A 23490-nucleotide genomic window follows, 5' to 3' on the forward strand; every position below is an offset into this window, starting at 1 on the left:
GCCGACGGGAAGACATCCGGGATATACCCTCGGCCACCGATCGTTCCTTGCCGACCGATTCATCATCTCGGCCGCTGCCGATCGGCGCATCGCGAAACTTGGGATTCTACAGCTTCAAAGGGAGACTAAAGCGATGAGCTTTACCGCAGACCAGATTTACGCCGGCCAGGCTGTTTATACCCGGCCGATTCTGAGAATCTACGACTTCGCCGTACTCGGGCTGTCCAACCAATTGATTTGGAAATGTCCGACCGAGCGACTCCGCGAACATTACGACAAACACGTTACGGCGAATCATTTGGATGTCGGCGTCGGCACCGGTTATTTCCTGGATAAGTGCCGTTTTCCGGTACAGGCGCCGCGCGTTGCATTAATGGACCTCAACGAAACCTCGCTCGATTTCGCTTCCCGGCGTATCGCCCGATACCAGCCCGAAATCTATGTACGCAACGTTTTGGCGCCCATCGCCATCGATGCGCCGAAATTCGATTCGGTCGGGATCAATTACCTGCTGCACTGCCTTCCGGGGGCCATCGAATCCAAAGCAGTCGCTCTCGATCATCTTAAGGCCTTGATGAATCCCGGTGCTGTCCTGTTCGGTTCGACCCTGCTCCAGGGCGGCGTTCAACGGAGTCGATTCGCGAAGCACCTTATGGACATCTACAACAAGAAGGGAATCATGTCGAACGCGCATGACAGCCTGGACGGACTGAAGACGGCGCTGCATCAGAGATTTCGCGAGGTTTCCGTCGAGGTTGTCGGGTGTGTGGCTCTTTTTTCAGGGCGATTTTGAGCGGCGCCGAAATTGCCGCTCCCGCTGTCGCGGGCGTTCACCCTAACCGCGGCTGTGTGGTACTAGGGCTGCTTTTCTTGCCGTTCCCGGGGGTTTTTAGAGAGCAAAGGCGAGCAAGTTTGACCGTAGTAGCGTAGTACGGAGTGGCCGAGGGCGATGGCGGGTTAGGCAGCGCTTTTGAAGGGTGATGGTGGTGAGATCGTCGAGCGACAGCCACCGCTTGCGGCGCAGTTTCACCGCTAGAGGTCTCTGTGTTCAACTGAGGAAGCAGTATCCAATGTCGCGTTGGGAAGCTCCTGGGAATTCTTCCGTTCTGAGCATTTGCACGGGTGGCGACGTTGAGGTCGCAATCCTGAGCCGGGGTTTTGGCCGTTACGACTCAGCCCGATGGACAGCCAAGGGGTAGGGTGGTCGTTCTCTTGTCCGTGTGGATCCGCATCGGAGTTTCGCCTGGAGGTCTACGAGGAGGATTTCCAGGGCGTCCTGGCATACCGGGTAGCGCTAGAGTCTGGGAATATGACAGATCTCTGTTTGTTGCGCTTCAAAACATTTTTCCGAACATGGGTTGGACATATTTGCTGATTGCAGGGTTATTCGAGGTGGCTTGGGCGGTGGGATTGAAATTCACCGACGGATTCACGCGCTGGTGGCCAAGCATTTGGGTAGGCACCGCCATGATCGCCAGTCTGTTTTTCCTGTCCTTGGCGTTGAGAACGATACCGCTGGGTACCGGCTATGCCGTTTGGACGGGAATAGGTGCCGTGGGAACGGCGATTCTCGGTATCGTTCTGTTTAACGAGCCCGCCAACTTGGTTCGGGTCGTGTGCATTCTGCTCATCGTTTCGGGCATCGTAGGTTTGAAACTGTCTTAATGCAGGAGCCTGACCCGCCGCGCCGGGGAAAGGATGCCTCGATGCGGCGCGAAGCCGCGTGAGTCCAAGCTGGGCGGAGGCCGTAAATAATTTACTGGCCTGGTTAGTAAGATCGGCGGCTGAATGACTGGTTTGCCGATGCGTTTTTTCCGGAATCTGCCTTCTCTTTGTAAGCGCTTTTTTCCGTCGAATGGAGGCCGGGGATGCCTACGCTTTGGATGTGCATAGCGTTGTTGCCTTCTTCGTAGCGTGGAAGCCGCCCCTCTCGGTGCCACAAGCGATAAGCCAGAGCCGCTGTCAACACCCGAATCGGGTAGTCGCGTGGAAGGTTTTGCAGATAGGGCTGGATGGTCACGAAATCGCGGGCGCCATATTGCGTCATGATCGAGCGGAGACCGCCGTTAGCTGGCCCAATGTTGTAGGCGAGAAGACCTAAAAACAGGTCGTCGTGCATCTGGGTCAGATAAAGGCGCAGGGTCGCCGCCGCCACAAACGTGTTATGGCGCTGGTTGAGCATGTCGAGGTTGTCAACCTTCAGATGCTTCTTGACCGCGCCAATCGCCGACTTCGGGGGCGCGGTGATCTGAAAAAGTCCGCGGCCGCCGTCCTTGCTGTCGCGCGGATAGAATGACGATTCCGTTGCCCCGATTCCGACCATGACCTCGGGGTCGACATCAAAGACCTTGGCGGCCTCGTGGATTGTGGGCAAATAGATCTCGGCGCGCTCGATGATGCGCTGCATCTGGGTCAGATCGGAACGTCGATAGGCCGCGAACACCTGGTGTGCGATCGTGTTTCGTTCCGCCTCCTGCATGCCCCCGACCAGGGTGCGGAGTTTGCCGAGATCGCGACCGAATTCGTCTTGGGCCGCGAACCAGCCGGCCCCCGCCGCTACGAAGACCGCCAGGAGCGCGGGAAGAACCATGCTGATGAGCGCCAGCTTAGCGCGCATGCCCAACCAGAGGCGCAACAACAAAGCATTCGCGATGCCGACGGCGAGGACCATGCCGGCGAAAGGAAGGAGATTCGACCATAGGCTAGTTCCGGCGAACCAATGCACCGAGCGTCCGAACACCGCGATGATTCCGATGAGTGCGGACGCCGCCAGGGCCAGAATTTCAACGCCGACGATCGCGGCCCATCGCAATGGGGTTGGTTTCGCTACCGACCGGCCGCCTTTTTTCGCCCGTGTCCGTTTCTTTTTGGGCTTGGCCGCGTTTTGGGTTCGTCGTTTCTTCGGCGTCGGAGAGGCAGGCGGGCTTAGGTCCAGTTCCCCTTGAACGGGCTTGGACGGCGTATTCGGCGTCGTCCCGATCAGAGCCGGCTGCGTCGAAACATTCTCTATGGAACTCGACTTGCGATCTGGCACGAATCACCTGTTGATGAACGTTCCAAGTTCGGAACGTGGACTGCCTCGCTTCCAACCTTGAGACGTCTGCCAGCGTCACTCTAAACGCCGCCCGGCAACTCGCCAGCCTATCGTCTCGCCCGCCTTCAGCGGGACCACAATATCGTCGCCGAAGGGAATGCTCTCCGGAACGGTCCACTCGATTTTCTCAAGAACGATGGTCGACCGATTTCGCGGCAAACGGTAGAAATCCGGGCCGTTGAAACTCGCGAAGGATTCTAGCCTATCTAAAGCCCCGGCCGACTCGAAAACGGTCGCATACAGTTCGAGCGCCGTTCTGGCGGTATAACAGCCGGCACAGCCGCAGGCCGATTCTTTTTGACTTCGCGGATGAGGCGCGCTATCGGTTCCCAGAAAAAACTTCGGGCTGCCGCTGGTTGCCGCCTCCACCAAGGCCACGCGATGGACTTCGCGCTTCAACACCGGCAGACAGTAAAAATGAGGATGCACTCCTCCCACCAATAAAGCGTTGCGATTATAGAACAGATGATGGGCGGTGATGGTAGCCGCGATGGTCGGCCCGCTGTCCTGCACGAACTGTACGCCGTTCCGTGTGGTGACGTGTTCCAGGACGATGCGGAGCGCCGGAAATCGGGCCGCCATAGCAGCCAAATGTTTGTCGATGAAAACTTTTTCCCGATCGAATATATCGATATCGGGGTCCGTCACTTCGCCATGGACCAGCAGGGGCACGTCGTGGCGCTCCATGGCTTCGAGCACCGGGTAGATCTTTTCGAGGGAGGTGACCCCGGCCTCGGAATGTGTCGTCGCCCCCGCAGGATAAAGCTTAAGCGCCACGACTTCTGTCGTTTCGGCAACCCGGCGAATCTCGTCCGGTGAGGTCCCATCGGTGAGATAGAGGGTCATCAAGGGATCGAAATCGAGTCCTGACGGCAGGGCGTCCAGGATACGGCGCCGATAGGCGAGGGCATCCGCCACCGTGGTGATCGGTGGTTTGAGATTGGGCATGACGATACCCCTGGCGAATTGTCGCGCGCTGTCCGGCAGCACATCGCTCATGGCGGCGCCGTCCCGAAGGTGCAGATGCCAGTCGTCGGGGCAGGTGATGGTCAGTCTTTGCATGGATGGTGGTCAGTTTTTGGGAGAGGCAATCTTACAAGATTCGTTACCGCTTGGCTTGATCGGTAACACAAGTGCCGGATGCGCCAGGACTTGCCGCCAAGCTCCGTTTCGAGCTTCTGCATCACGCGTGTGAACGAGATGAAGCGGGGCAACTGGAAAAGGCTTAAAATGACGGGCCGATACCGCGGCCAAAAGCGGCTGCTCACTGCTCCCATCGACTTTTCACCGAACAAACACTGTGAATTCCGTTTCCCACGAACGTATTCCGCTCAAAGATTTCACCGAGAAGGCGTATCTGGACTATTCCATGTACGTCATCCTCGACCGTGCCTTGCCCAATATCGCCGACGGGCTCAAGCCGGTGCAAAGGCGCATCATCTACGCCATGTCAGAGCTGGGCTTGTCGGCTCAGGCCAAGTACAAGAAGTCCGCCCGTACGGTCGGCGATGTTTTGGGTAAATACCACCCTCACGGTGATTTGGCGTGCTATGAAGCCATGGTGCTCATGGCCCAGCCGTTTTCTTATCGTTATCCCTTGATCGACGGCCAAGGCAACTGGGGTTCGCCGGACGATCCCAAGTCCTTCGCGGCCATGCGCTACACCGAGGCACGCCTGACACCTTACGCCCAAACCCTGTTGTCGGAACTGGAGCAGGGTACGGTCGATTGGGTGCCGAATTTCGACGGCACTTTGGAAGAACCGGCCCTTTTGCCGGCACGTTTGCCGAACGTGCTGCTGAACGGCGCGACCGGCATCGCGGTGGGTATGGCAACGGATATTCCGCCGCACAATCTGCGCGAAGTGGTCGATGCCTGCATTCGCTTGCTGGATGATCCGCGGCTCAGTGTTGAAGAACTGTGCGATTCTATCAAGGGACCTGATTTCACGACCGAGGCCGAGATCATCACGCCGCGACAGGATATCGTCCGCATGTATCAGACCGGGAGCGGTTCGATCCGTTTGCGGGCGCGCTGGGAACTGGAAGAAGGCAACATCGTTGTCACCGCCTTGCCCCACCAGGTGTCCGGTAATGCGATCATGGAACAGATCGCCGCCCAAATGCAGGCCAAGAAACTCCCCATGGTAGAGGATCTCCGTGACGAGTCCGATCATGAGAATCCGACCCGTTTGGTGATCATGCCGCGCGGGCGCCGTGTCGACGTGGATCAGCTGATGTCGCACCTGTTCGCGACCACCGACCTGGAAAAGACCTACCGGGTCAATCTCAACATGATCGGCCTGAACGGCAAGCCGCAGGTCAAGAATCTTAAGGAAATTCTGCTGGAATGGCTGAGTTATCGGACCGAAACCGTGCGTCGCCGGCTCCAGCACCGGTTGGACAAGGTCATCGCGCGCCTGCACATCCTGGAAGGTCTGCTGATCGCTTATCTCAATATCGACGAAGTGATTGCGATCATCCGAAACGAGGACGAACCCAAGCCCGTGCTGATGGCGCGCTTTGGATTGACCGATGCCCAAGCCGAGGCCGTCCTGGAACTGAAGCTGCGCAATTTGGCTAAGCTCGAGGAAATCAAGATCCGCGGCGAACAAGATGAACTGGAAAAGGAGCGCGCCACCTTGGAGGCCACGCTGGGATCGCAAAAAAAGCTCAACGCGCTGATCAAGAGCGAACTGAAGCAAGATGCCGATAAGTACGGCGATGCGCGGCGTTCTCCTATCGTCGCCCGCCAGGCATCCCAGGCACTGGATATCACCGCAGTGATCGGCAGCGAGCCGGTCACGCTGATTCTGTCGGAAAAAGGATGGATACGCGCCGCCAAAGGGCACGACATCGACCCAATGGCGCTGGCTTTCCGCTCCGGTGACAACTTCCTATCCGCGGCGCTCGGGCGCAGCAACCAGCCGGCTTATTTCCTGGACTCCAGCGGGCGAAGCTATGCCGTACCGGCCCATGAGTTCCCTTCGGCGAGAACCCAGGGCGAACCTCTGACCGGACGACTCAATCCGCCTCCCGGCGCGCTATTCAAGGCGGTACTTGCTGGCGCGGACGACGATTGGTATCTGCTCGCGACCGACAGCGGCTACGGTTTCATCACCCAACTCAAGGAGCTTTATACCAAGAGCCGGGCCGGCAAAGCGCTGTTAACCGTGCCGGAACACGCAAAGGTCCTGACGCCGGTCCGGGTGGAACAGCCCGAGTCCGACCTGGTTGCGATCGCAACCGCGCAGGGGCGACTGTTGGTCTTCCCTGCCAGCGAGATTCCGGTTCTGAATAAAGGGAAAGGCAATAAGCTGATCCAGATTCAACCGGCGGATCTGGCGGCGCGCCAGGACTACGTGGTGGCTATGATCGCACTGTCCCATGCGGCTGGTCTAAAGGTTCACAGCGGTAAACGGAGCCTCAGCCTGAGCGCGGAGGACCTCGCTCATTATCGGGGAACCCGGGCACGCCGCGGAAACCCGCTGCCGAAAGGATTTCAGCGGGTGAGCGGGTTGGAGAAGGTAAGCTGATTGTGTTGATACGTACGCGGCGACTTGTCATCGCCGCCGAGATCCAGGTCAGCCGAGTCAAGTACGGCCGCGAAGGTTTGGAAACCATCTCTGAATCGACCTGGACCGCCTGGCTCAGCGGTCCCGGCATACCGCTCCTGGAGATCCAAGGGTTGGAGATTGTCTTAGTTGGCCTTTCGCTCTGAGGGGAGTCGAAAGACTTTGGGGTCGACCGGATCAGGTCCGCCTCGTCGGCCCCAGACCCATGGCAGGGTGAAGCGCTTCAACGGCCGCATCGAGGAAGTGTTGCAAACCCATCACTTCGATTCAACCGCCGATCTGGACACCACCTTGCACCGCTATGTCGAGCTGTACAATCATCACATTCCCCAAAAGGCCTTAGGCCATCTCACCCCGATCCAGGCTCTCAAAAACTGGCAACTGTCCCATCCTCATCTTTTTCACAAGAAGGTTTACAATCATGCGGGACATGACAGATAAGCCGTTGGTGAATTAGCCGAATCTCGTCTTTTGAAAGAGAGGGACAAAAAGGCTATGCAATCGAGACCAAGTGGATTTAAATTCATGCTGATTATCTCGAATCAGGGGTAAAGAAAACTTCTTCGATCGGCCACCTCGCTAGAAATTCTGCCTCCTACTCGGCTGAATAACGGCACCGCATATGCTGGCGTTAAAGAATATTGAGAACCGCCTTTCAATGCCATTAAGCAGTTTAAGGTTTAGCTTGAAAGCATAGGCTGGCCCGAGCGGAGAATAACGGAAAAAACTGGATCGCAGATATATAGTTTGCTCAGGCCTTTAATAACGCTGCCAAAAAAGCGAGGAGGCTCCATGTCCTTTCCTGTCGATAACAACATCTTTCAAAAGGGCACATTCGAAGGTTTCGCCGTCCGCGGGCGAGCGCGAGTGGATCGGGATTTTCGACATGCTTGGGAAAACCGCACGGTGGTGCCCGGACTTGGTAAGTATTTCGCTATCCTCGACGATCCGAATCTTATTGATCTTTCCGACGGAACTCGCCTTCCTCCCAGCCAAATACAGTCGTCGGATCTGACCGCACCAGCCAGCCGTGAGCCACTGGACACCTCGGACATTGAGTTTATCGATGTACTGTCGCAGAAAACGCGCGTCCACGACGTTTTCGAGGACGGCACGCGCAGACTGCCCGACGGGGAAATCTCGAGCGGCACGCCGATTCCGGCGGTGGTGCCTCTCCCGAATCTGGCTATGCCACCGATGCCAGGTGCCGAAGTGACGATTGTCGACGGGCAAGTCCAGATCAAAGGCAACGGCAATCCGGGCTTTCCATTTTTTATACCCGGCGTTGCGGGACACCGTGCGCCGCAGCCGCCGCTGGACATCGTGGAAAGCGGCGGTCTTGGGCGTCACGTTGTAACCGGTGGTGTGCGGACGTACAACGGCGGACAAGAAGCCGAGGAACAGTTGGCCAACGCCGATATGACTGCACATATCACCCACGCGGATCTGATTCTGTTGCCTGAGGACGGTACCGAACTGGAAAAAGCGGCAATGGCTTTCCATGAGAACGCTGCCGGCTACCCGAGCAAGACTCCGGATGGTCGGGACGCGGTATTCCGGGTCAACGGCAAGCCGCGTCGGCCAGGTGCGCCTTTCGCCGATCCGTGCGGCGAAGATCCCGCTGCACCGATCCGGCGCTACCGCGCTTCGGTGATCGATCTCGACATTCTAACCAACGAACACGGTTGGCATGACCCGCAGTCACGCATTAACGTTCTTGACCGGGACGTTGCCCGTTACGAAGGCAAGAAAACCTCAGCGGCTGAGCCTTTCTTCTTCCGTGTGGAATCGGGCGAGTGCGTGGAGTTCCTGCACACCAACCGAGCTGGTGCTACGGTGAAGCGTGATGATTTCCAGGTCGCTACGCCTACCGACACCATCGGTCAACACATCCATCTGGTCAAATTTGATGTCCTCGCTGCGGACGGCGCCGGCAACGGCTTCAATTACGAGGATGGCACTCTAGCCTGGGAAACGATCAGAGAGCTGTCCGAAGCCAGCCGCCGCGGCGTGGTGAAGGATCATCTGGGCCAAATCAAGCCGAGACCTCGCGCCAAAACCGACAAGCATGGCCGTCCGGTGTTTCAGACCACCATCCAGCGCTGGTGGGCGGACGCCCACGACCACAAAGACGGCGATGGCACGCTGGGCACGGTATTCACGCACGATCATTTCGCGCCATCCTCGATTCAGCATCACGGGTTTTATAACGCCATGCTGATCGAACCCAAGGGTTCGGTTTGGCGTACCCCGGACGGTACCGATATGAAAACCGGCAAGCGGCGATTACCTGATGGGAGTGAGCAGAACGTCGTCGGCGCCAGCCGCGATATTCCCTGCCGCGCTCCTGTCACCGAACCGGAACGTCCCTGCGTCGAATCCTACGCAGTAGGTTCCCGTGGTATGGTGGTCAAGGCGGACGATAGAAAAAAGCATCCCGATACTCGCGAGTTTGCCCTAGCGATCGCTGATTTCGCGTTGCTTTACGATTCCGGGCAAACGCAAGGTCCTGCCCTGCCGGAAGGCATGGCGGGCAAGGTGAGTGCCTCGGTAAAGGACTATTACGCCGCCTACCGCAAGCTGCATGGCTATCCTATCGATCCGCCGGAGATGCCTGAGGCGATTTCCACCCAGCACCATAATCCTTATCTCGTCAATTACAAACATGAGCCCATCCCGCTGCGCATCGGCGAGCGCGACAGCCCTGCAAGCGGCAGACATTTTTCGAAACTGAAGCCCGGCGAATGCATGGGCCATCTGAACGATCCCGAAAGCGAACGCCCGGCGCTGTGTCGCCCCAGCGATCTGGCTTATGTCTTTAGCTCCTTGGCACCGCATGGCGATCCCTTCCTGAAGCCCTTCAGGGCATATGAGGGTGACCGAGTTCAGCTGCGCGTAATACAAGGAGCGCAGGAAGTCCAGCACAGTTTCACCGTACACGGACTGGCCTGGCGAAGGGAAGCGAAGAACCCGAGTGCGCCCTGGATCAATGCTCAGGAGATCGGAATTTCCGAGCATTTCGAAATGGATATGGTAAATCTGGCCAACATCGGGGCCGGACTCGGCACCGCCGACTACCTTTTCCACTTCGGCACTCAGGACGACTTATGGAACGGCAGTTGGGGACTATTGCGCGCTTTCGCCAGCCCTGAAGTTTTCGACCCGGCGGCGTGCGAAGACGAGCATGGCGTGCTGAAAGTCGGACAAGTCGATTTGCTCGAAGCCAGTGCACCGGATAAGGACGCGGCGCAGCGCAAGCCTTTCATCGACAAGCTCAGAAAAGCTGGCTGTGCCGCCCAACCGGTCGCGCGGCAACGCCTCGACGGGCCGAATAGTTGCCCGGACGGCGGTCGTAGCGACGATCGTTGCGCACTGGCGGTACTGGACAACAATGCCGACGGCAGGATAACCGATCCCCAAGCGGGGCAATTGATTGCCGGTGACGGTTGTCCTGCGGATGCACCGCGGTCTCAATACGCGATAGAAGCTTGGCAAGTGAAAGACCTACTGGGCGAGAGGGGAACCCGCTACGACGATGCCCACGGTCTGGATGACCCGGATGGGCTGGCTTTCATTCCCGCTGGCGACGTTGAAGCGATTCGCAACGGCAGCAAGCCTTTAACTCCTCTGGTACTGCGGGTTAAGGCAGGGCATTGCGCGGTGGTGAAGCTGACCAACCGCCTGGGGACCCGCTTGTCGGACCGCCCGGGTGACGCACTCATGCCGCGCATCACTAAAATCAATGTGGACGAGCACAACGAAGGCTTTTTTGATGCGCCGCCGTCAAATCGTGTATCCCTTCATCCACAGATGGTGGCTATGGACGTCAACGCTGGAAATGGCGCAGTGGTGGGGTTCAACGCCATCAACAGAGCGCTAGCGATTCCAGGCGAAACACGAACGTACAACTGGTATGCGGGCCGGGTGAACATCGACCGGCAGGGAAGCGCAGGGGAAAAACTCGTCATCGAGCCCTTCAAGAAACCGCTCGTGGCGGGATTGAGCTCCTACGGCGACGTTATCGGCCATGGCGCGCACGGTCTGATCGGCGCGCTCGTTATCGAACCAGCCGACGCCAGATTGTTCGACCCCAGGGATTTTTACGTCGACTCGGGAGGTCAGCCTCACGGTACTGAAATTCCTTTCGAACGAGCCTCTGGCCTCTCGGTCGTGGTTTGGGAGGATGACACCAAGAACTATGCGCGGGAGTTCGTCGTGGTCTATCAAGACGGGCTGAATCTGTACAAGGACGGAAAGCCCGTTCCCGACTGCCGCATCTGCGACGATTCCTACGATCTCGGGGAGCAAGGCATCAATTACCGTAGTGCGCCTTTCTGGGTGCGCCTGGGACTGGAGCCGAAGCCGAATAAGCATGGTCAGGAAACGCAGAACCTCAATGACTGGGTCTTCCCGAACGACTTCTTCACCGATGCTTGGCAACCCTTCCCCTTCGTCGATTTCGAAGCCAAAACGGGTGATCGCTTGCGGTTTCACGTAGTCCATCCATCCGGCCGCGCCCGGCAGCACAGCTTTCAACTGTACGGGCATTCGTTCATTGACGACATCCCAAGGTTCGGATCTCCCTGGTCGCGCCTAGCAACGCCCGGCGTGGCACTCACGGCGAAAGTCGAACGTGCTAAGCCCGGAATTTGGCTCTATCGGGATGGCCCGTCACATCTATTCGCCGGGGGGATCTGGGGGCGCCTGGTGGTCAACGACTAAGGAGTGGTCCTGGTAGTCGACGGAGTTTGACGAAATGGTCCCGGATCGCGGCAGGATTGTAATGCATTGGCATTACCCCCTGCCGCGGACTTTGAGAAACCGACCGCCTGCGGGTAGTGTACGGATGTGAATGTAAATAGCTTCAAGGAAGCGGTCATAGTATGAGGTTGATTGACGAAAATCGACCTAGTGCAGCATCAATCGTCGCTTCCTGGGTTCAAGGAATAGCGGCTCGGCTTTCATTGGCTGGAACTTAGCGTACGGAGGCGAACATGACATAAATCGCGGGTCAGCGGCATGAATGGGAATAGAGCGCCCCCGCAGCCTTCGGCCACATATCAATGTGCTTCTTAGCGTTGGCGCGGGCAGAAAACGCTTTGGGACGCGGGCTCGGCACCGCCTCCTCCGCATCGCGCTTGAGCCTGCTAGCCTCGGCAACATAGGCATGGAGTGTCCTCAGGTACAGCCTCTCGTTCGCGTACTCTTTCCTGAGCTGCGCTGCGATCTTTTTGATTAGCGCGAAGGTCTTTCCAATCCGTTCCCGTTTCTCCTCCAGCGTCACCGGCTCGACAGCCAGCATAGTGCCGATCTCTTCGGCGAATTTATCCTTATCCTTCAGCTGGCCGGAGAGCAGGTACATAATGTTGACAAGGCGTTCCTCGACATTCCCCAGCGTCCCCATATCGAGCAAGGCGTGCTGACTTTCGACAAAGCTGACGGGATAGTGATACCCGCCGATATCTTGGAAACCGAAGACCTGTGTGATTAGATCGTCGAAGACACCCGGATCGGTCGAACGGAAATAGCTGTCGACCAGTGCGGCCAGGTTTTGACTGTGGCCAAGCCAAACGCTGTTGGCACGTATCCGGGGCCAGTGGACGAGTATGGGCATCGTTCTTCCCCAGGGAATCGAACAGTAACCCGCCTTGATCCGGTCCTGCACCCAGACGTCGCCACGATTCGCGGCCACGGATTCCGCGAAGGTCTTCGAGCGCAATCCCACGTCCGCGGCCATGTGCCTTGACAACGAGCCGCTTGGAAATCTGACGGTTCCGATCGCTGCGGTAGCAGGCTTCACGGCCCACCAGGGATTTCAGTTTGCGCCGGATAGTCTTCGGGCGTCGCCCCAAGTGTTTGCTTCCAGCGGCCTGCTGAGTGCGCGCCTCAGTTCGGTCGGGCGAGCCCGACAGGCTCCCACCTCCGCCCCACTGTATCGTTTTCGGTGACTGTCGGCGGCGAGGTTGGTAACATCCAGGTCCACACCGATTAAAGCGGAGGTCGGCGGGCGCGTGCTGTTCGGCCAAGCGACCGTTACAAGCAGAAACCATTGGCCGCCTCGGCGGCACGCCTATTTCCGTCGTACGACAGTACATCGAGCAGCAGCGGATACCCGATCGAAACCCAAGGACTGTTATGCCGTCCGCACTATCCTTGCCGGTCCTCAACGGCGAGGCGTGCCGCTATCAGGCTAAAGACCTCACGCCCCAGGGTGGATCCATCTTGCCTGACCTCCGGTCCGATGGTCAGTCGGAGATTTGTCTCTCGAAGACGACATGCTCGACCTGTGTGGGTGGATTCTGTGGAAAACAGAGCGACCGCGCCGTATGGCAAGAACGGAGACGCATGCGGGGTCGGATACCGTGATACGTTCTCGCGCACAACCGATCAGCATGCTCCCGGCACTCGGCGTAGGTGCGCGCGGCAGCGTCGGCGGACAGCCGAAGGTGGATGTCGCTCGCGCACCGCGAGAGCGCGAACAGGGACAGCGTGATCCCCAAGCGGTGCAACCGTTATGGTCTCGGATTCCTGGCCACGCCGGGGCCATCCGGAGGTGGTTAAGGCGAATCCGGACATTCGACGCTCCTACTTACTCACGGCAAATTTCTTGCTTAGGAAAAAGTGGAGCGGAGAATCCGTCCGTTTGAAACGATCGCTCGCGTTGTGATCCTCGGCTCGCCCTGCAGACGATGCCAGGGAATTTCGGATCGATGCCAAGTTGTCGTGATTCCCGCATGCCGGAACGCTCGTTAGTGTGTCTTTAGAGAGGGTTCAGAAAATGCCCAAATGCAATCGGATATCTGCATTAGCACTCTTTTTGTCGTTCGCTCTGGCCCCATCGGCAAACGCCGGAACCTGGACAGAAGTCGGTGACGCCGGAGAACTCTTGTCGACCGCACAGGTTCCGACAGGCAACGGCCCCCTGACGTCGATCCACGGTACCTTAACCGATCTTTCGACTCTTCCTGGGTGGTCCACGCCTGGGGCGTTTTCAGATGACGTCGATCTCTACAAAATCGTCATCGATGACCCCCAGAATTTTTCGGTAACGGTTACGGCGACCTTATCTCAGGATAACGACGCAATGATGTGGCTGTTTGATTCGGCGGGTGATCTGGTGCTGGAGGATAATAGCAGCAAGGATGACTGGCTTCCCCAATTCAATCCAGGCAATTTTGCCGGGACGGCTGGCATCTATTATCTCGGCTTCAGTCTTTTCATTACGATCCCGGAGCCGTTCTACACCTCGGCGAATCCGACCGGTCCACTAAGCGGTTGGGCTCGTTTCCCTTACCCGTTTCAAACCGGTCCTTACACGCTTCACCTGACCGGCGTCAGTTTCGCGCAAGCGTCTGTCCCGGAGCCGTCGAGCGTGGCTCTGATGAGCGCTGGGCTCACGGGGTTCGGTCTTCGGAGGCGGTGGAACCGGGCGGCCTGACGCCTCTATCAGCACGGCAGGGTGTGCACCGCGTACCGTTTGCCGTGCAGATATCTCCAGTACACGCTAGATACCATCTTTCGGCCCCGCGATTACATCGTACCGCTCAACCCGACGATTTACCGGGTGTGCGGCAAGCCTAACCGTTCAGGCCGGGAAGGATGTCGAGGCGGTTGCATCTACCAATTCCGGGATAGATTCGGAGCTACGCGGAAGTCAAAAAAACAGGTCGGGAAATTGAGAATAGGTTAAAGTTTTCAATATCTTATTGATTCGGTCATTAAGGGATAAGTATGCCGTCTCAGAAGTATGAAGAATCGCCAAGCGAAACGGCTGAGCGATGAGACGTTGACCGAGGCCCGGAACACGGCTGTACGGATGCGCGCCGAAGGCTACACCAACAAGGCGATTGCGGCCATTTAGAGGTGAGCCCGAACACGGTGTACCGGTGGGACACTCGGGTCCTTGAAGGGGGTGAGGCAGTCCTCACGGATAAAAACCGGGACGGGGAAAAGCGAGAAGCGGCATTTGAATCTCATACAGGAACTTGCCGTGCGGGAGACGTTTGCCAGCAAACACCGAACGCGGCGCCTCGATGAGGATGGCTATCCGGAAGAGATGGGCCTAGTGACGTATGGAGGCGACAACGTGGTCTCCCTGCGCGGCCGTGCCGTGGGTGCCATGGAGCTGGTTCCGGGAAGGCGCTGCGACGAGTGCGGAAACTATGCCGTCATGCGCAAGCACGGCTGCGATTTCTGGATGGCTTGCGGCTGATGTAGGCGGAACGCCTGTTGGGTGTCCCATCCTAGCTCGAATGGCGCCGGCTTCGGTCGGCGCTTTTTCTTTGGCCTGAGCGCAAAGAGAAATCGGGTGGAGGTCGGAATTGTTTGCTCATTGAGCGAATCTTTCCCGCCTTCATCGGTTCGGCAGATAGGTATGATCACAAACCAAGGCTTTGGCGCGCCGATATTTCCGAAAGTGTCGTTTGATGCGAGGCAAATCGATCCGCGGAAAAGGTAGCGACATCAAACGGAATTTGTCAGCGTGCCCCGAGTTTAGGCGGAAGGAGGCGACGCTATGATGCACTACGCTGTTTGGCCTTATGTTCTGAACGGAACAGCACGGGCTATTATCGAAGCCAGGCAAGGCCATCATCCGGTGTTCGTGTTTACCGACCGCGGACACCCGGTAGAACGGACGAGCAGTAGCGCATGGAGGCGAACATGGCGGGAAGCCGGATTAGCCACTGGTGAAAATGTACTGTCGGGGCCTTATAAACTCCGCCATACTTTCGCCCGGAGACTGTGGCTAGCCGGCGTTCCCCTGGAAACGAGGAAAGCCCTGAGGCATCACCTCAACGGCGATATCACGGTCCATTATTCACCGGCCGAGTTGCGGGAGCTAATCGGCACCGTCCAGCACTTGCGCGAAGCTCAGCGAAAGACGGTACCCAAGTGGGTAAAATATCTAAAAAGAAAGGCCGGAAAATCCGGCCTTTTTCATTGAAGAAACTGGTAGCTACGGCTGGACTTGAACCAGCGACACCCGCATTATGAATGCGGTGCTCTAACCAACTGAGCTACGTAGCCATAGACTGGAAATAATACTTGGGTCAGTCGGCTCTGTCAATAATTGGGATTGATGATGTTAGTATCTCATTTTCTGCCCGCGTCGAAGACGGGGGCGGCGCTTTGATTTCAGAATATTGCTCAAAAACTCGGCGATGGAATTTTTCACGGATACATTCGGCCTTTGGAGTCTTTTCGGCAGCGCGTTCGTATCGGCAACCTTAGCGCCGGGCGGTTCGGAGGTTGTTCTGGCCTATCTTGTCAGCCGATCCGAGCTGTCACCCGAGGTGTTGCTGTTGACAGCAACGTCCGGAAATACGCTGGGGGCTGTGACGACCTGGCTGCTTGGCTTTCTTACCGCCATGAAGTATCCAGCAGAACGTGTCGCCGAGCCCCGCCGACAAAAGGCTATCGCGTCGGTTCGGAAATGGGGGCTTCCGATCTTGTTGTTCTCGTGGTTGCCGGTCGTCGGGGATGGATTCTGCTTCGCAGCCGGTTGGCTGCGTTTGCCATTTTGGCTGTCGGTGTTGGTCATAGCAGCCGGGAAAGCGCTGCGTTATGCCGCCATCGTTTACGCTTTCGTTTGATCGAATCAACGTTGTGATTGTTCGCCAGTCGGATCACCTATGGGTGCGGCGAAGGCGTCCGAAACGATAGCTGTTACATTGCTGCCCGTCAGGGATCGTAAGAACGCGACGAGGGCCTTGATTTCCGCCTGATCGAGGTTCAGCGGCCTGATCAAGGGATCGAGATTTTCGTTGGGAATGCCGCCTCGATTGTAGAACTCGACCACACTCTCGAGCGTTGGGAGCGAGCCGTCGTGCATGTATGGCGCGGTGAGCTCGACGTTGCGCAGCGAAGGCGTTCTGTATTTCCAACGGTCCTCAGGATTTTGGGTGATCTCGTAGAGACCGAGATCGTTCGGTTTGGGTTCAGTGACCGACGCGAGGATTTCGGCTCCAATCTTGAGAGTCACACCCGGCGCAGCTTGGACTTCCGGGGCTGCATCATCGTTTGCCATGGCTGCGCGGAAGCCGATTCCAGTGTTATGCATCTTTTGATCGGTGAATAGAGCGTGATTCTCAGCAATGGTGTGGCACTGGGAGCAACCGGCCTTGCCGGTGAACAGTTCGAACCCTCGGCGCGCTTCAGCGGATAGGGCGTTTTTCACCTTTCCGAAATACCAGCGATCGAAAGGCGAATCGGCCGAGTTCAAGGTCCTCTCGTAGCTGGCCAGCGCCATGCCTATGGTTTCCATGGACGGACCACGCTTGAAGGCCTTTTCGAAGAGACCGGCGTAGTCGGGCAGTCCTCGGATTTTTTCGATCACATAGCCGACCGAGGGAGCGCCCATTTCATTGCTGGCCAAGAGCGGTCCCCAGACTTGATGCTCCAAGCGATTTTCACGCCCGTCGTGAAATAATCGCTCCAGATAAGCGACATTGTAGATCGTGGGCGTGTTGCGTCGTACAGTGCGTCCTTCGATGCCGATGGCCGTCGCTTGTTCGTTACTGGTAAAGCCCTGCTCTGGGATGTGGCACATGGCACAGGAAACGGTGTTGTTGAGCGATAGCCGGCGATCGAAGAACAATTTTCGGCCCAATTCGACCTTGGCGGGCGTGATCGGATTGTCAGAGGGGATCGGAACAGGCGGCAGTCCAAGCGGTGGACGTCGAGCGTATTGGATCAAGTCGGTTTGCCGACCGGACCTCTCGCTGAGAGAAAGAGACTGTGTCGTAAAATCGGCGGCTTCGTAACCCGTCTTGTTATCGCCGCTACCGAGAAAGACGGTGGGGGCGGCTCGTGTGTGTTCAGTTGTAACCGCAGTTTTTTCTGCGAGTAACGTTTTTACATCGTTCAGCAGCGTATCGGGGTGCAGGAAGGACACTGTGTAAATGTTGCGTATTTGCTTTTCGCGGTCGATGAGGAACACTCGGAGAACGTGCGAAAACGTGCCGAGGAATTGCCCATCGGCATCGTAGTCTTTTTGAACGGATTGACCGTAGGCTGCCAAAATCGGTTGGATTTCCTGCTCTGAACGGGTGGTCAGAAAGCGCCAGTCCGCGCTGCTGGCAAAAGCTTGCCCGTACCGAGCCATGATCTCCGGGGTGTCTTGGGGATTAAAGCTCAAGGTGATCAGGCGCAAATGTTCGGCGATTTCGGGTTCCTGTTCCAGGCGGCGCTGAATTTTGTGAAAGACCGCGGTCGCGAGCGGGCAGCCGTTGACGTCGCTGCAAGTGGAATAGATGAAGCTTAGAAGCACCAGCTTGTCTCCGTACAGACTATGCAGACGCAGTGCCTTTCCGCTACTGTCCACGACCTGACCGTCAGCGGCTTCGCCCAGAGCGGGCAGGGCATAGGTGCCGGCTTCGGGTAATTCGAAGGCGAGGGGTTTGTAGCCGGGTGCCAAGGGCCGTTCCGGCTGTGCCGCGTAAATCGAGCCAGGCGGGATGAGGAAACAAGAGATAAGCGCCGCGCAACGGATGTTCATGAGACGTAACTTGGTCATTGTGTATAAAGAGGCGTCTTACTTTTGAAATAAATACCGCAAGCGAGCCTTTGACCGCCCGCCGTCAAGAAATTCACAGGACCGTTCGCATGCGGTCTGGTCGCCTGGATAGGATCATCCAAACTCAAGGAGCCTCGGGGAGATGACTGTAACATCAGATATCTATGAAATCTCAAATCCAAAGGATATTCCTTCGCTGCGGCGTGCCCTGGTGAACCGTTTGATTTACTCGATCGGCAAGGATCCGGTCGAGACCAACGAGCGGGATTGGTTTTTCGCGCTGGCTTATGTGGTGCGCGATCTTCTCACCTTGCGCTGGATGGAGTCCATGCGGCGCTACTATCTGCAGGATGCCAAGCGGGTTTATTACCTGTCGATGGAGTTTCTGATCGGCCGGAGCTTGGTAAACAGCCTGCTCAATATCGGATGTTACAACGAGTTCAAGCAAGTCTTGGAAGACGTCGGATTGAACTTGGACGAACTCGCCGAGGCCGAGGAAGAAGCCGCCTTGGGTAACGGTGGATTGGGCCGGCTCGCGGCATGTTACCTCGATTCTCTCGCCACGCTCCAGCTTCCGGGGTTCGGTTATGGAATACGTTACGAATTCGGTATGTTTTCGCAAAGCATAGAGGACGGCTATCAAGTCGAGCATCCGGATAACTGGCTGCGTTACGGAAATCCTTGGGAGTTTGCACGTCCAGATGTGCTGTATCGGGTGCAGTTCCGCGGACGTGTCGTCGAGTATCGAGAGAGCGACGGCGAAGTTAGGTATCGGTGGATCGACACTGAGGATGTGATGGCCATGGCCTACGACATCCCCGTTCCCGGGTATGGCGGGGAAACCGTCAATAACTTGCGGCTTTGGGCGGCAAAGGCGTCGCGCGATTTCGAGCTGAAATACTTCAACGAAGGCAATTACATCAAGGCCGTCGAACAAAAAACCCGGTCTGAGAACCTCTCCAAAGTGCTGTATCCGGACGACACCACGCAAATGGGGCGGCAGCTGAGGCTCAAGCAGGAATATTTTTTCGTCAGCGCGTCACTTCAGGATATTCTGAAGACATACTCCGCGGATCACCGTGGTTTCGCGGCGCTACCTCAGGAGGTGGCCGTCCAACTGAACGATACCCATCCCTCGATCGCCATTCCGGAATTGATGCGCATTCTGATGGACGAGTACCGGGTACCGTGGCACGAGGCTTGGAACATCACCGTTCAGACGTTTTCCTATACCAATCACACGCTGTTGCCAGAAGCCCTGGAAGTTTGGTCGGTGCGCCTGTTCGAAGAGTTGCTGCCCCGACACCTGCATATCATTTACGAAATCAATTATCGCTTTCTCAAAGAGGTCAGCGAGCGGTTTCCGGGGGACCTTGATCTGATCCGTCGCGTTTCGGTCGTGGACGAAGAGCACGGAAGCCGGCTCCGGATGTCTCATCTCGCCATCATTGGCAGCCACAAAGTCAACGGCGTGGCGGAATTGCATTCCCGGTTGATGAAAACAACCATATTTCGGGATTTCGATAGGATTTTTCCCGATCGGTTCGTCAACATCACCAACGGCATCACACCGCGGCGGTGGCTGAATCAAGCCAATCGCGATCTTGCCGCGCTGATTACAGAGTCCATCGGTTCCGGCTGGGTAACGGATTTGGAGCGGTTGAGGGAACTAGCGCCCTTGGCGGACGACGCGGCATTCCGCGAGCGATTTCGTGCGGTTAAACTTGCCAACAAAACCCGTCTCGCGGCACTTATCGATAAGCGCCTGGCTATTCGCATCGACCAGACCAGCCTGTTCGATGTACAGGTCAAACGCATACACGAATACAAGCGCCAACTGCTCAATGTCCTTCATGTCATCACCCGCTATAACCGGCTACGGTCCGGAAAATCGGGAGATATAGTGCCGCGAACGGTGATTTTCGGCGGTAAGGCCGCGCCGGGTTATCATGCGGCCAAGCTGATCATCAAGTTGATCAATGACGTGGCTAAAGCGATCGACCGGGATCCGGCAGTCGATGGCGTTCTGAAAGTTGTTTTCGTGCCTGACTACAATGTCTCCCGTGCCATGGAAATCATTCCGGCGGTGGAACTGTCCGAGCAGATTTCGACAGCAGGTATGGAAGCGTCGGGTACCGGCAACATGAAGATGGCCGTCAACGGAGCGATTACCATCGGCACTTTGGACGGCGCGAACATCGAGATTCGCGAACACGTGGGCGAAGAGAACATCTTCATTTTCGGGCATACTGCCGGGCAGCTCGAAGAACTGCGCCGCGACGGCTACGACCCGTGGCGGTACTACCGTTCGAACGACGAACTCAAGCTCGCGCTCGACATGATTGCGACAGGGTATTTTTCGCCGGACGAGCCCGACCGATTCAAGTCGTTGGTCGACTCTTTACTTCGAGATGGCGACAAATTCGCAGTGCTGGCCGACTATGGATCGTATGTCGCCTGTCAGGAAGAGGTGGATCGGCTATATCGCGATCCCGAGGCTTGGACTCGGAAGGCGATCTTGAATGTCGCTCACTGCGGTTGGTTCTCGAGCGATCGCGCCGTTCGGGAATACGCCGAACGAATCTGGGACATACCCACGTGCCGATGATGGGTAGAGCGGCATAAGGTCCCAACCTGGCAGACCATCCTCTTCTCCGGCACGATCTGCCCGCTTTCGGATGCGGCGGGATTAGGCAGGGGTCAGTCCTTCTTCGTTGGATTTTCCTGTGTGCTTGGCTTGGTGCGTACCCTCGTGTCGTCCCTGGAACGCCTTCTTCGCCGCTTCGGCTCCGTCACGTACCCCTTTCTCGATCACATTGTGCTCCGGCAGTAGGCTCGCGACCATCAAAGAGCCGAAAACTACGCTAAAGCTTAGAAAATAAACACCCGAATAAACACCTTTGTGGACTAAGCCGCCGAGGTCCGGAACGAATTCGGCAACAGCCGAGCGCGCGTGCGCGGCGCCTTCTTTGATAGCTTCGCGGAACCTGGCGCGAGGGACTTCTTCCCCTTGTTCAGCACCCATTTCCGCGACATGTTCCGGCTGTTCTTCGATCGGTTCCCCTACGCTTTCGGGCGCGGGTTTTTTCGCGGCATCTTCTCCGCGTTTTGAGGGTTGTCTTTTCGCCATGATTTTCTCCAAATTCGGACGAGGCATTGGAAGTATCGGTTGGCGCATGAACTCAATACTGATTTGAGTACAACGCGTTCACCGGTCTGTGTTCATCACAGACCAGCATTCTAAAGATTAGTTCGACCTTTTGGCCAGGGCAATTGAATGGCTTGGGAACGCTCAACCAGGCCGATCGTTGTGTAGGTGAGCGCCGCATAAGCGGCGCTCGTTGCGGTGGTCAGCGAAGGTGTCGAAACTGGCCTGGCCAGTCACGGTAATTGAACACCTGCCCGGTCTGTCGGATATGGGCGATCGAAGTGAGATCGATGTCGGCATATACCCATTGTGCTTGGTTGAGTTCGCCAATGGCGAGTATACCGTTGTCCGGATAGCCGTAATCTACCGGCGTGTAAACGGCGGCGGCGCCGATATTGACGTCCACTGCTTCCGACCACGGTGCTTGGCCCACCGTGGGCGACTGCACGACATAGCACTGGTTTTCCAGTGCGCGCGCCTGGCAGCCGATGCGGACACGGTAGTAGCCCGCGAGCGTATCGGTGCAGCTCGGCACCAGAATCAAATTCGCTCCCGCTTCGACTTGCTTGCGGGCGATCATCGGAAACTCGCTGTCGTAGCAGATATTGATGCCGATTCGCCCGAACTCGGTATCCACTGTCTTGATTTCGTCGCCGCCGGTAATCAGCCAGTGCTCGTTTTCGAAGCGGGTCATCTGGAGTTTGTCCTGGTGATCGGTCGTTCCATCCGGGCGGAATAGAAACGACCGATTCCGGTAGCTGCCGTTGGTTAGGCGAACGGGAAAGGAACCGGCCACAATATAAACGCCGTGCCGTTCGGCCATGTCGGAAAACAAGCTCACGAAATCCGGCAGCAGGGTTTGAATCTCGGCGAGTTGTTTCGACAGCGACCTATACACGTCCTCTGGAAACAGAGACGCGAGTTCCATGCTGAAATACTCGGGGAACAGGAGCATCTTGGCACCGTTACCCGCAGCTTCCTCGACCCAACGGGCGATTTTGCTCGAATAATCGTCCCAACTCTTGAGAAAACCGATGTCGTATTGCGCGGCTGCCAGACGGAACGGTCGAGATGACATCAGGCGTTTCCCTTCAAAGGTTTGAGCCAAAATACCATGGGTTTGGGCGACTCGGTTTCCTCATCCAGATCCTTCCAGGTGTAGGTCGTGGTCAGTTCCGGATGCTTGACATAGCCGAATTTGCTCCAGACCCGATCGAGCGGCACGTAATCCGCCGGACGGCGCGGGTGGTTCTCCGGACGTTGCACGCAGCAGAAGCTGCTCCAATCGAAGCGGCCGAGAGACCGTGCGTGGCCTTCTCGTTCTTCGAAGAACTTGGGATAAATCCCCCGGCCGCGATAGTCCTTCAGTAGCACGGATTCGCCGCAATAAAAAATTTTCTTGGGATCGTAACCGTGTTCCAGGAACGGCTTCTGAAACTCTTCGGTTTCATGTTCCATCGGGATACCGGTCGTTGCGCCCACCACTTTCTCGCCATCCAGTACCAGGACGATCACGCTTTCCGGTGATTGGGTGTAGGTCTTGAGATATTTTTCCTCGTACTCGTAACTTCCATCATAAAGATATGGAAAGTCGCGGAAGACTTCGATTCTAAGTCGCGCCAGGTCCGGCAGATAACGCTGCAGTTCGGGATCCTGGCCCGTGAAGCGCTTGATGGTGATCGAGTCGGTCATCGCCTTAGCCCTTTTCTACTTGGGCAATCCAATCCTGCAAATTGTAGTAATTGGTGATACGTGCCACCTTGCCGTCGCGGATTTCGAAGAAAGCGCCAGCGGGCAGCCGATACTTCTGGCCCTTGGCTGGCGGCAATCCCTCGTCGGTCTGGAGGTACTCGCCAAGAACCACAAATTCGGCAGCGGCCCGCTTGCCATCGTCGCTGGTCATGATGCACATATCCACCAGCTGTTCCTTGTAATTTCGGTTCATCCGATTCATGAACTCGCGAAAAGCCTCTTTGCCGATTTCCCGCTGTCCTTGATTGATGTCATGGATTACATCGTCGGTCAGTAGGCTTAGAAACGTATCCATGTCTCCCGCGTTGAAAGCGGCGTAGTACTTTTCGATCAGTGCTTGGCTCTCTTTGTTCATGGCAAGTTCCGAAGTAGGTTGATGTCGTTCCGGCTCAGTTCCGGATTCTTTC

General features: G+C 56.9%; 18 protein-coding genes, 1 tRNA gene and 1 pseudogene. 11 read left to right on the plus strand and 9 right to left on the minus strand.

Features of this window, described 5'->3' with window-relative positions; genetic code table 11:
* The first annotated feature begins 133 nt into the window (after window positions 1–133).
* Window positions 134–793, plus strand: a complete 660-nt coding sequence (locus QEN43_RS01845; RefSeq protein WP_026610575.1) for a class I SAM-dependent methyltransferase — start codon at window positions 134–136, stop codon at window positions 791–793.
* A 560-nt stretch (window positions 794–1353) separates the two neighbouring features.
* A complete protein-coding gene (sugE, locus tag QEN43_RS01850; protein ID WP_026610576.1) occupies window positions 1354–1665 on the plus strand; it encodes a quaternary ammonium compound efflux SMR transporter SugE in 312 nt (103 codons plus the stop codon).
* 103 nt (window positions 1666–1768) lie between these two features.
* On the opposite strand, the gene QEN43_RS01855 is transcribed toward sugE, so the two are convergent.
* On the minus strand, window positions 1769–3034 hold the full coding sequence (locus QEN43_RS01855) for a transglycosylase SLT domain-containing protein (RefSeq protein ID WP_235726621.1): 1266 nt from the start codon (window positions 3032–3034) through the stop codon (window positions 1769–1771).
* A 75-nt stretch (window positions 3035–3109) separates the two neighbouring features.
* Window positions 3110–4156: a dihydroorotase gene (gene pyrC, locus QEN43_RS01860; RefSeq protein WP_026610577.1), complete on the minus strand. Its 1047-nt coding sequence runs from the start codon at window positions 4154–4156 to the stop codon at window positions 3110–3112.
* Window positions 4157–4394: 238 nt separating this feature from the next.
* Between pyrC and parC the strand changes: the two genes are divergently transcribed.
* From parC to QEN43_RS01880, 4 genes and pseudogenes are all read left to right on the plus strand, one after another.
* Complete coding sequence (gene parC, locus QEN43_RS01865; protein ID WP_026610578.1) at window positions 4395–6629, plus strand: DNA topoisomerase IV subunit A; 2235 nt, start codon at window positions 4395–4397, stop codon at window positions 6627–6629.
* Window positions 6630–6631: 2 nt separating this feature from the next.
* Window positions 6632–6814, plus strand: a complete 183-nt coding sequence (locus QEN43_RS01870; protein ID WP_026610579.1) for a hypothetical protein — start codon at window positions 6632–6634, stop codon at window positions 6812–6814.
* A gap of 37 nt (window positions 6815–6851) precedes the next feature.
* A pseudogene (locus tag QEN43_RS01875) lies at window positions 6852–7109 on the plus strand (integrase core domain-containing protein); the annotation flags it as partial.
* Window positions 7110–7460: 351 nt separating this feature from the next.
* A complete protein-coding gene (locus QEN43_RS01880) occupies window positions 7461–11390 on the plus strand; it encodes a cupredoxin domain-containing protein (RefSeq protein WP_026610581.1) in 3930 nt (1309 codons plus the stop codon).
* A 289-nt stretch (window positions 11391–11679) separates the two neighbouring features.
* Here QEN43_RS01880 and QEN43_RS01885 read toward each other — a convergent pair whose 3' ends face one another.
* Entirely contained in the window at window positions 11680–12405 is a 726-nt protein-coding gene (locus QEN43_RS01885; protein ID WP_317963649.1) for a hypothetical protein, read from the minus strand.
* A gap of 1041 nt (window positions 12406–13446) precedes the next feature.
* Between QEN43_RS01885 and QEN43_RS01890 the strand changes: the two genes are divergently transcribed.
* The 3 genes from QEN43_RS01890 to QEN43_RS01900 all read left to right on the plus strand — a co-directional run bounded on the left by QEN43_RS01890 (window position 13447) and on the right by QEN43_RS01900 (window position 15612).
* Window positions 13447–14106, plus strand: coding sequence for a PEP-CTERM sorting domain-containing protein (locus QEN43_RS01890; protein ID WP_084162109.1), 660 nt, complete (start codon window positions 13447–13449; stop codon window positions 14104–14106).
* A gap of 528 nt (window positions 14107–14634) precedes the next feature.
* The gene (locus QEN43_RS01895; RefSeq protein WP_026610584.1) at window positions 14635–14880 is read left to right on the plus strand and encodes a hypothetical protein; all 246 of its coding nucleotides are present in this window, start codon (window positions 14635–14637) and stop codon (window positions 14878–14880) included.
* Window positions 14881–15183: 303 nt separating this feature from the next.
* Entirely contained in the window at window positions 15184–15612 is a 429-nt protein-coding gene (locus QEN43_RS01900) for a tyrosine-type recombinase/integrase (protein WP_026610585.1), read from the plus strand.
* Between the two features lie 6 nt (window positions 15613–15618).
* On the opposite strand, the gene QEN43_RS01905 is transcribed toward QEN43_RS01900, so the two are convergent.
* A tRNA-Met gene (locus QEN43_RS01905) sits at window positions 15619–15695 on the minus strand.
* 134 nt (window positions 15696–15829) lie between these two features.
* Here QEN43_RS01905 and QEN43_RS01910 point away from each other — a divergent pair.
* The gene (locus QEN43_RS01910) at window positions 15830–16261 is read left to right on the plus strand and encodes a YqaA family protein (protein ID WP_026610586.1); all 432 of its coding nucleotides are present in this window, start codon (window positions 15830–15832) and stop codon (window positions 16259–16261) included.
* A 5-nt stretch (window positions 16262–16266) separates the two neighbouring features.
* Here QEN43_RS01910 and QEN43_RS01915 read toward each other — a convergent pair whose 3' ends face one another.
* On the minus strand, window positions 16267–18183 hold the full coding sequence (locus QEN43_RS01915; RefSeq protein WP_235726622.1) for a cytochrome c peroxidase: 1917 nt from the start codon (window positions 18181–18183) through the stop codon (window positions 16267–16269).
* Between the two features lie 142 nt (window positions 18184–18325).
* On the opposite strand from QEN43_RS01915, the gene QEN43_RS01920 reads away from it, so the two are divergent.
* A complete protein-coding gene (locus QEN43_RS01920; RefSeq protein ID WP_026610588.1) occupies window positions 18326–20791 on the plus strand; it encodes a glycogen/starch/alpha-glucan phosphorylase in 2466 nt (821 codons plus the stop codon).
* Between the two features lie 81 nt (window positions 20792–20872).
* Here QEN43_RS01920 and QEN43_RS01925 read toward each other — a convergent pair whose 3' ends face one another.
* The 4 genes from QEN43_RS01925 to QEN43_RS01940 form a co-directional block, all read right to left on the minus strand.
* Window positions 20873–21313 (minus strand): hypothetical protein, encoded by a 441-nt coding sequence (locus QEN43_RS01925; protein WP_317963650.1) that lies wholly within the window; start codon window positions 21311–21313, stop codon window positions 20873–20875.
* 220 nt (window positions 21314–21533) lie between these two features.
* Entirely contained in the window at window positions 21534–22409 is an 876-nt protein-coding gene (locus QEN43_RS01930) for a carbon-nitrogen hydrolase family protein (protein WP_317963651.1), read from the minus strand.
* A complete protein-coding gene (locus QEN43_RS01935) occupies window positions 22409–23023 on the minus strand; it encodes a hypothetical protein (protein ID WP_026610590.1) in 615 nt (204 codons plus the stop codon). Before QEN43_RS01935 ends, QEN43_RS01930 begins: the two co-directional genes overlap by 1 nt.
* Window positions 23024–23027: 4 nt before the next feature.
* Entirely contained in the window at window positions 23028–23438 is a 411-nt protein-coding gene (locus tag QEN43_RS01940) for a ketosteroid isomerase-related protein (RefSeq protein ID WP_026610591.1), read from the minus strand.
* Window positions 23439–23490 lie beyond the last annotated feature (52 nt).

Source organism: Methylocaldum szegediense (assembly GCF_949769195.1).
GTDB classification, from domain to species: domain Bacteria; phylum Pseudomonadota; class Gammaproteobacteria; order Methylococcales; family Methylococcaceae; genus Methylocaldum; species Methylocaldum szegediense.